Here is a 5,184-nt window from a genome sequence, read left to right on the forward strand (position 1 = left end):
ACCTCGTTGTCGATTCACGCCGCGATTTGCAGTCTTTCTTGCTGCGCCGCCTGGTGCGCTAAGGACTTTAAATTTAACAAGTTAACCACTTTAACCGTCAACTTAGATATGGCCACCCCACAACACCCCCCCGTTTTCCGCCGTGCTGCGCCGCCCGCCCCCAAGGCGCCCATTCCTGCCGGGCAAAGCAACACGGCCGCGCATGGCGCCAACGGCACGCTGCGCTTGAACAAACGCATGGCCGAGCTCGGCCTGGCATCACGCCGCGAGGCCGACGAATGGATTGGCAAGGGCTGGGTCAAGGTCAACGGCCGGGTGGCCGAAATGGGCATGCAGGTGACCCCCGATGTGCGCATCGAGATCGACAAACAGGCCACCGGCGCGCAAGCCAAGCAGGTCACGGTGCTGATCAACAAACCGCTCGGTTTGGTCAGCGGTCAGGCCGAGGACGGCCACGAGCCGGCCATCACCCTGGTGCAGCCGCAGAACCGCTGGGCCGAGGACAATGCGCGCTTTTTCTTTCACCCCAGCCAGCTCAAAAGCCTGGTGCCCGCCGGTCGGCTCGACATTGACTCCACCGGCCTGCTGGTGCTGACGCAAGACGGCCGGGTGGCGCGCCAGTTGATCGGCGAAGATGCGGTGATGGAAAAAGAGTACCTGGTGCGCGTGATGTACACCGGTGTGCTCAATGCGGCCGCGGCCGACTCGGCGGCAGCCACCTATGCCGCAGCGCCCGGCGCGCAGGCGAGGTCCGCGCAGTCCGGTCAGGTCACCCAACTCAGCCGCATTGACGATGATGACCCGGTAAGCCAGGACGTGCAGTCGGTGTTTCCGCCCGACAAACTGGCCCTGCTGCGCCATGGCCTCAAGTTGGACGGCCAGGCGCTGCAGCCCGCCAAAGTGGAATGGCAAAACCCCGAGCAATTGCGCTTTGTGCTCACCGAGGGCAAAAAACGCCAGATTCGCCGCATGTGCGAGCAGGTTGGCCTGAAAGTAGTGGGCCTCAAGCGGGTGCGCATCGGCAGGGTGATGCTGGGCAATTTACCCGTTGGCCAGTGGCGCTACCTGGCACCGCATGAGCACTTCTAAAACCCCGCGCCACCACTGGCGCGCCTCAGACCTGCGCGCCATCACACTGCTCGCCACCGACGCCACAACAGCGGTGACGACCATGGCCGAGGGCGTGCACCAGTCGGTTTGGCGCACGCTGGGCGCACCCGGCGGCACCAGCCCCGCCCAGGCGCGCGGCCTGACCGGGCTGATCTACCGGAGCATCACCGGTGTGACGCACCGGGTGGGAGGCAGCATCACGGCGGCCCTGACCCGACTTGAGCCGCTCTTGCAGCGCATTGAAGGCCAGGGCGATGAATCGCTGGAACGCGCTGCCGTGCTGGCCGCCCTGAACGGCGTCATGGGCGACCGCCTGCAGGCCAGTGCCAATCCACTGGCCACGCCCATGACGCTGCGTTTTCAGAATCGTCCACTGGACTGGGCCGCACCACCCGGTGCCGATCAAGTCAGCGGCAAGGTGCTGGTCGTCATTCATGGTCTGTGCATGAACGAACGGCAATGGAACAGCCAGCACGCGGGCGCGCCGGTCAACCTCGCCGAAATGCTGCGTGAGGCCGAAGGCTGCACCCCGGTCTATGTGCGCTACAACAGCGGTCTGCACGTTTCTGAAAATGGCCACCTGCTGGCACGCCAACTGGAAGACCTGGTGCGATGCTGGCCGGTGCCCGTGACCGAGCTCAGCGTGCTGGCGCACAGCATGGGCGGGCTGGTCACGCGCAGTGCGCTGGCCAGCGTCACGGCAAAGCCCCTGGCCTGGCCTGGCTTGTTGAAAAGCATCGTCTTTCTGGGCACACCGCACCACGGCTCGCCGCTGGAGCGGGCCGGCAACTGGGTTGACGTGGTGCTGGGCAGCACGCCCTACAGCCGCCCGTTTGCCAAACTCGGCCAGTTGCGCAGCGCCGGCGTGACAGATTTGCGCTACGGGTTGGTGCTTGACACGGATTGGCAAGGGATTGAACGGTTTCGTCGCCAGCCCGACAGCCGCACTCCGGTGCCATTGCCCGCAGGTGTCGCCTGTTTTGCCGTGGCAGCCACCACCGCCAGCAAACGCAGCCCGCTGGCTGACCGGCTGGTGGGCGATGGCCTGGTGCCGCTGCATAGCGCGCTGGGGGAGCACGACGACCCGCATCGCTGCCTGAACTTTGGCCCCGATCACCACTACATTGCCTACCGCACCGGCCACCTGGCCCTGCTCAGCAGCCCGGCGGTGGCCGAACAAGTCATGACCTGGCTGAAGCGCTGATTTTTCTTGGCAGCCCTTGAAACGCCCGTCTTCGGCCTTATTTAGCGAGTTCTCCTAATGTCTGATTGCCTCTGGCATTGACACTGTTTTCTGCAACCAACTTACTCCCATGACCAAACAAACCCTTTCCTTTCAGGCCGAAGTCGCGCAACTGCTGCATCTGGTGACCCACTCGCTGTACTCCAACAAGGAAATCTTTCTGCGCGAGCTCATCAGCAACGCCTCAGACGCCTGCGACAAGCTGCGCTTTGAGGCCATCAACGACGGCGGCCTGTATGAAAACGACACCGAACTCAAAGTCAAGGTCACCTTTGACAAGGATGCCAAAACGCTCACCATTACCGACAACGGCATCGGCATGAGCACACAGGAAGCCATTGACCACCTGGGCACCATTGCCAAGAGCGGCACCAAGGACTTTGTGAGCAAGCTCAGCGGTGACCAAAAGGCCGACTCGCAATTGATCGGCCAGTTTGGCGTGGGCTTTTATTCGGGCTTCATCGTGGCCGACAAGATCACGGTGGAGTCGCGCCGGGCCGGCATGAAATCGGAAGAAGGCGTGCGCTGGATCAGCGGCGGCGCCGGTGACTTTGAGGTGGAAAACATCACCCGCCCACAGCGCGGCACCAGCGTCACCTTGCACCTGCGCGAGGATTCCATGGACTACGCGTCAGCCTGGAAAGTCAAGGGCATCATCAACAAATACTCCGACCACATCAGCCTGCCCATCATGATGGAAAAGGAAGAGTGGAAAGACGGCGAGCTCATCAACCCGAGCGACGAGCAGGGTGGCCGCCAGCCCGGCGCCATGGTCAAGACCGGCGAGTGGGAGACAGTCAACAAGGCCAACGCCATCTGGGCGCGCGCCAAGAAAGACATCACCCAGGACGAGTACCACGAGTTTTACAAGCAGATCAGCCACGACTTTGAAGCGCCGCTGGCCTACACCCACAACCGCGTCGAAGGCAGCACCGAATACACGCAACTGCTGTACATCCCCGGCAAGGCACCGTTTGATCTGTACAACCGTGAAAAATCAGCGGGCGTCAAGCTGTATGTGAAACGCGTCTTCATCATGGACGACGCCGAGGCCCTGTTGCCCACCTACCTGCGTTTTGTCAAGGGTGTGGTCGACTCCAGCGACCTGCCGCTCAACGTGAGCCGCGAACTGCTGCAGGAAAGCCGCGACGTGAAAGCCATCCGCGAAGGCTGCACCAAGCGCGTGCTGGGCATGCTGGAAGACCTGGCCAAGAACGACAAGCTGCCGGAGGCCACCACCTCGGCAGAAGGCGTGACGGACGTGGTCAGCGAAGAAGACAAGTTGGATGCCGCCGCCAACGCGGGCAAGTACACCAAGTTCTACAACGAATTTGGCGCCGTGCTCAAGGAAGGCCTGGGCGAAGACTACGCCAACAAGGACCGCCTGGCCAAGCTGTTGCGCTTTGCCAGCAGCACCACCGACGCGGTCAGCGTCAGCTTCGCCGACTACAAGGCGCGCATGAAAGAGGGCCAGGAAGCCATCTACTACATCACCGCCGACAACGCGGCCGCCGCCAAAAACAGCCCGCAGCTGGAAGTCTTCAAAAAGAAGGGCATTGAAGTGCTCTTGATGACCGACCGCGTTGACGAATGGGCGCTGAACTACCTGCAAGATTTTGACGGCACGCCGCTGCAAAGCGTCGCCAAGGGCGCGGTTGACCTGGGCAAACTGCAGGACGAAACCGAGAAAAAGGCCGCAGAAGAAGCGGCCGAAGCCTTCAAGCCGCTGCTGGCCAAGTTGAAAGAAGCCCTGAAAGACAAGGCCGAAGACGTGCGCGTGACCACCCGCCTGGTCGACTCGCCCGCCTGCCTGGTGGTGCAAGACCACGGCATGAGCACACAACTGGCGCGCATGCTCAAGCAGGCCGGCCAGGCCGCGCCCGATGTGAAACCGGTGCTTGAAGTCAATGCCGAGCACGCGCTGGTGAAAAAGCTCGACGGGTCGGTGCACTTCAATGACCTGGCGCACATTTTGTTCGACCAGGCGCTGCTGGCCGAAGGCGGCCTGCCGGCTGACCCGGCGGCCTATGTCAAGCGGGTGAACGCGCTGCTGGTCTAGCTTGAATCTGCCACGCCTCTGAGGTGTGGCTAAAAACGGAAAAGCCCCGTGGGTCCTGGTGACTGACGGGGCTTTTCGCTGTTGGCGCTGGCATTCAAAGCCACCATCGCAACACGCGGGTCAGCGTGACGGACGTTGCGAATTCTCAATGCTCAGGGTTGTGACAGTGCTTAAAGTGAGACTGGGTGCTGTCGTGAACCTTTCCGACGAGCCCGTCCCGCCATGCCACACCAAACAGGAGACCCCGTCATGAACATGAAGAACATTCGTCAAATAGCCAAGACCCTCAGCGTCGATACGGGCAAGCTGTCCAAGCCGGAATTGATCAGAAAAATACAGCTTGCCGAGGGCAATTTTGACTGCTATGGCAGCGCCACCAACGGCACATGCGACCAGCAGGACTGCGCCTGGAGCGAGGACTGCCTGAGCGAGGCAACCAGCCAATCAGCACAGGCCGCATAACACGCCCGCCGATACCCCCGGGGTTCTTTCAGTTTGGCGAACAAGATCGCTGAGTTGTTGCCTGGCTTCATCCATAAATTTTCGTGTGATGCCTTGCTACAGGTGCCAAACAGCTCTTGCAAAGGTGCCAGCGCATCCACACCCACCGCATACGGAACCGTGTAGCGGGCGCCAATGGCGTGGGCCGGCAGAAACCCTCTGTCCACCGCATTCAGCGAACTGCCTGGCCGGTATCCAGGTAATCCATTGCTGCAGGTTCATTGGTCCATTTTCCGCCAATTTCTCTGCCGGTCTGGCTGGACGAGCGCAT

The 5,184-nt window shown here is 61.7% G+C and carries 4 protein-coding genes; all 4 read left to right on the forward strand.

What is annotated here, in order from left to right; genetic code table 11:
* Positions 1 to 108: 108 nt before the first annotated feature.
* Positions 109 to 1,089, forward strand: coding sequence for a pseudouridine synthase (locus GPS82_RS13175; RefSeq protein ID WP_296495471.1), 981 nt, complete (start codon positions 109 to 111; stop codon positions 1,087 to 1,089).
* Positions 1,076 to 2,314 (forward strand): alpha/beta hydrolase, encoded by a 1,239-nt coding sequence (locus GPS82_RS13180; protein WP_296495473.1) that lies wholly within the window; start codon positions 1,076 to 1,078, stop codon positions 2,312 to 2,314. The genes GPS82_RS13175 and GPS82_RS13180 overlap by 14 nt, the downstream gene beginning before the upstream one ends.
* 109 nt (positions 2,315 to 2,423) lie before the next feature.
* A complete protein-coding gene (htpG, locus tag GPS82_RS13185) occupies positions 2,424 to 4,412 on the forward strand; it encodes a molecular chaperone HtpG (RefSeq protein ID WP_296495475.1) in 1,989 nt (662 codons plus the stop codon).
* A gap of 255 nt (positions 4,413 to 4,667) precedes the next feature.
* Entirely contained in the window at positions 4,668 to 4,874 is a 207-nt protein-coding gene (locus GPS82_RS13190; RefSeq protein ID WP_296495478.1) for a hypothetical protein, read from the forward strand.
* The last annotated feature ends 310 nt before the right edge of the window (positions 4,875 to 5,184 follow it).

This window comes from Rhodoferax sp. (assembly GCF_011391645.1).
GTDB lineage: Bacteria > Pseudomonadota > Gammaproteobacteria > Burkholderiales > Burkholderiaceae_C > Rhodoferax.

Coding starts and splice junctions, on each gene's coding strand:
- GPS82_RS13175 (WP_296495471.1), top strand. CDS start 109: ATGGCCACCCCACAACACCCCCCCGTTTTCCGCCGTGCTGCGCCGCCC.
- GPS82_RS13180 (WP_296495473.1), top strand. CDS start 1,076: ATGAGCACTTCTAAAACCCCGCGCCACCACTGGCGCGCCTCAGACCTG.
- htpG (WP_296495475.1), top strand. CDS start 2,424: ATGACCAAACAAACCCTTTCCTTTCAGGCCGAAGTCGCGCAACTGCTG.
- GPS82_RS13190 (WP_296495478.1), top strand. CDS start 4,668: ATGAAGAACATTCGTCAAATAGCCAAGACCCTCAGCGTCGATACGGGC.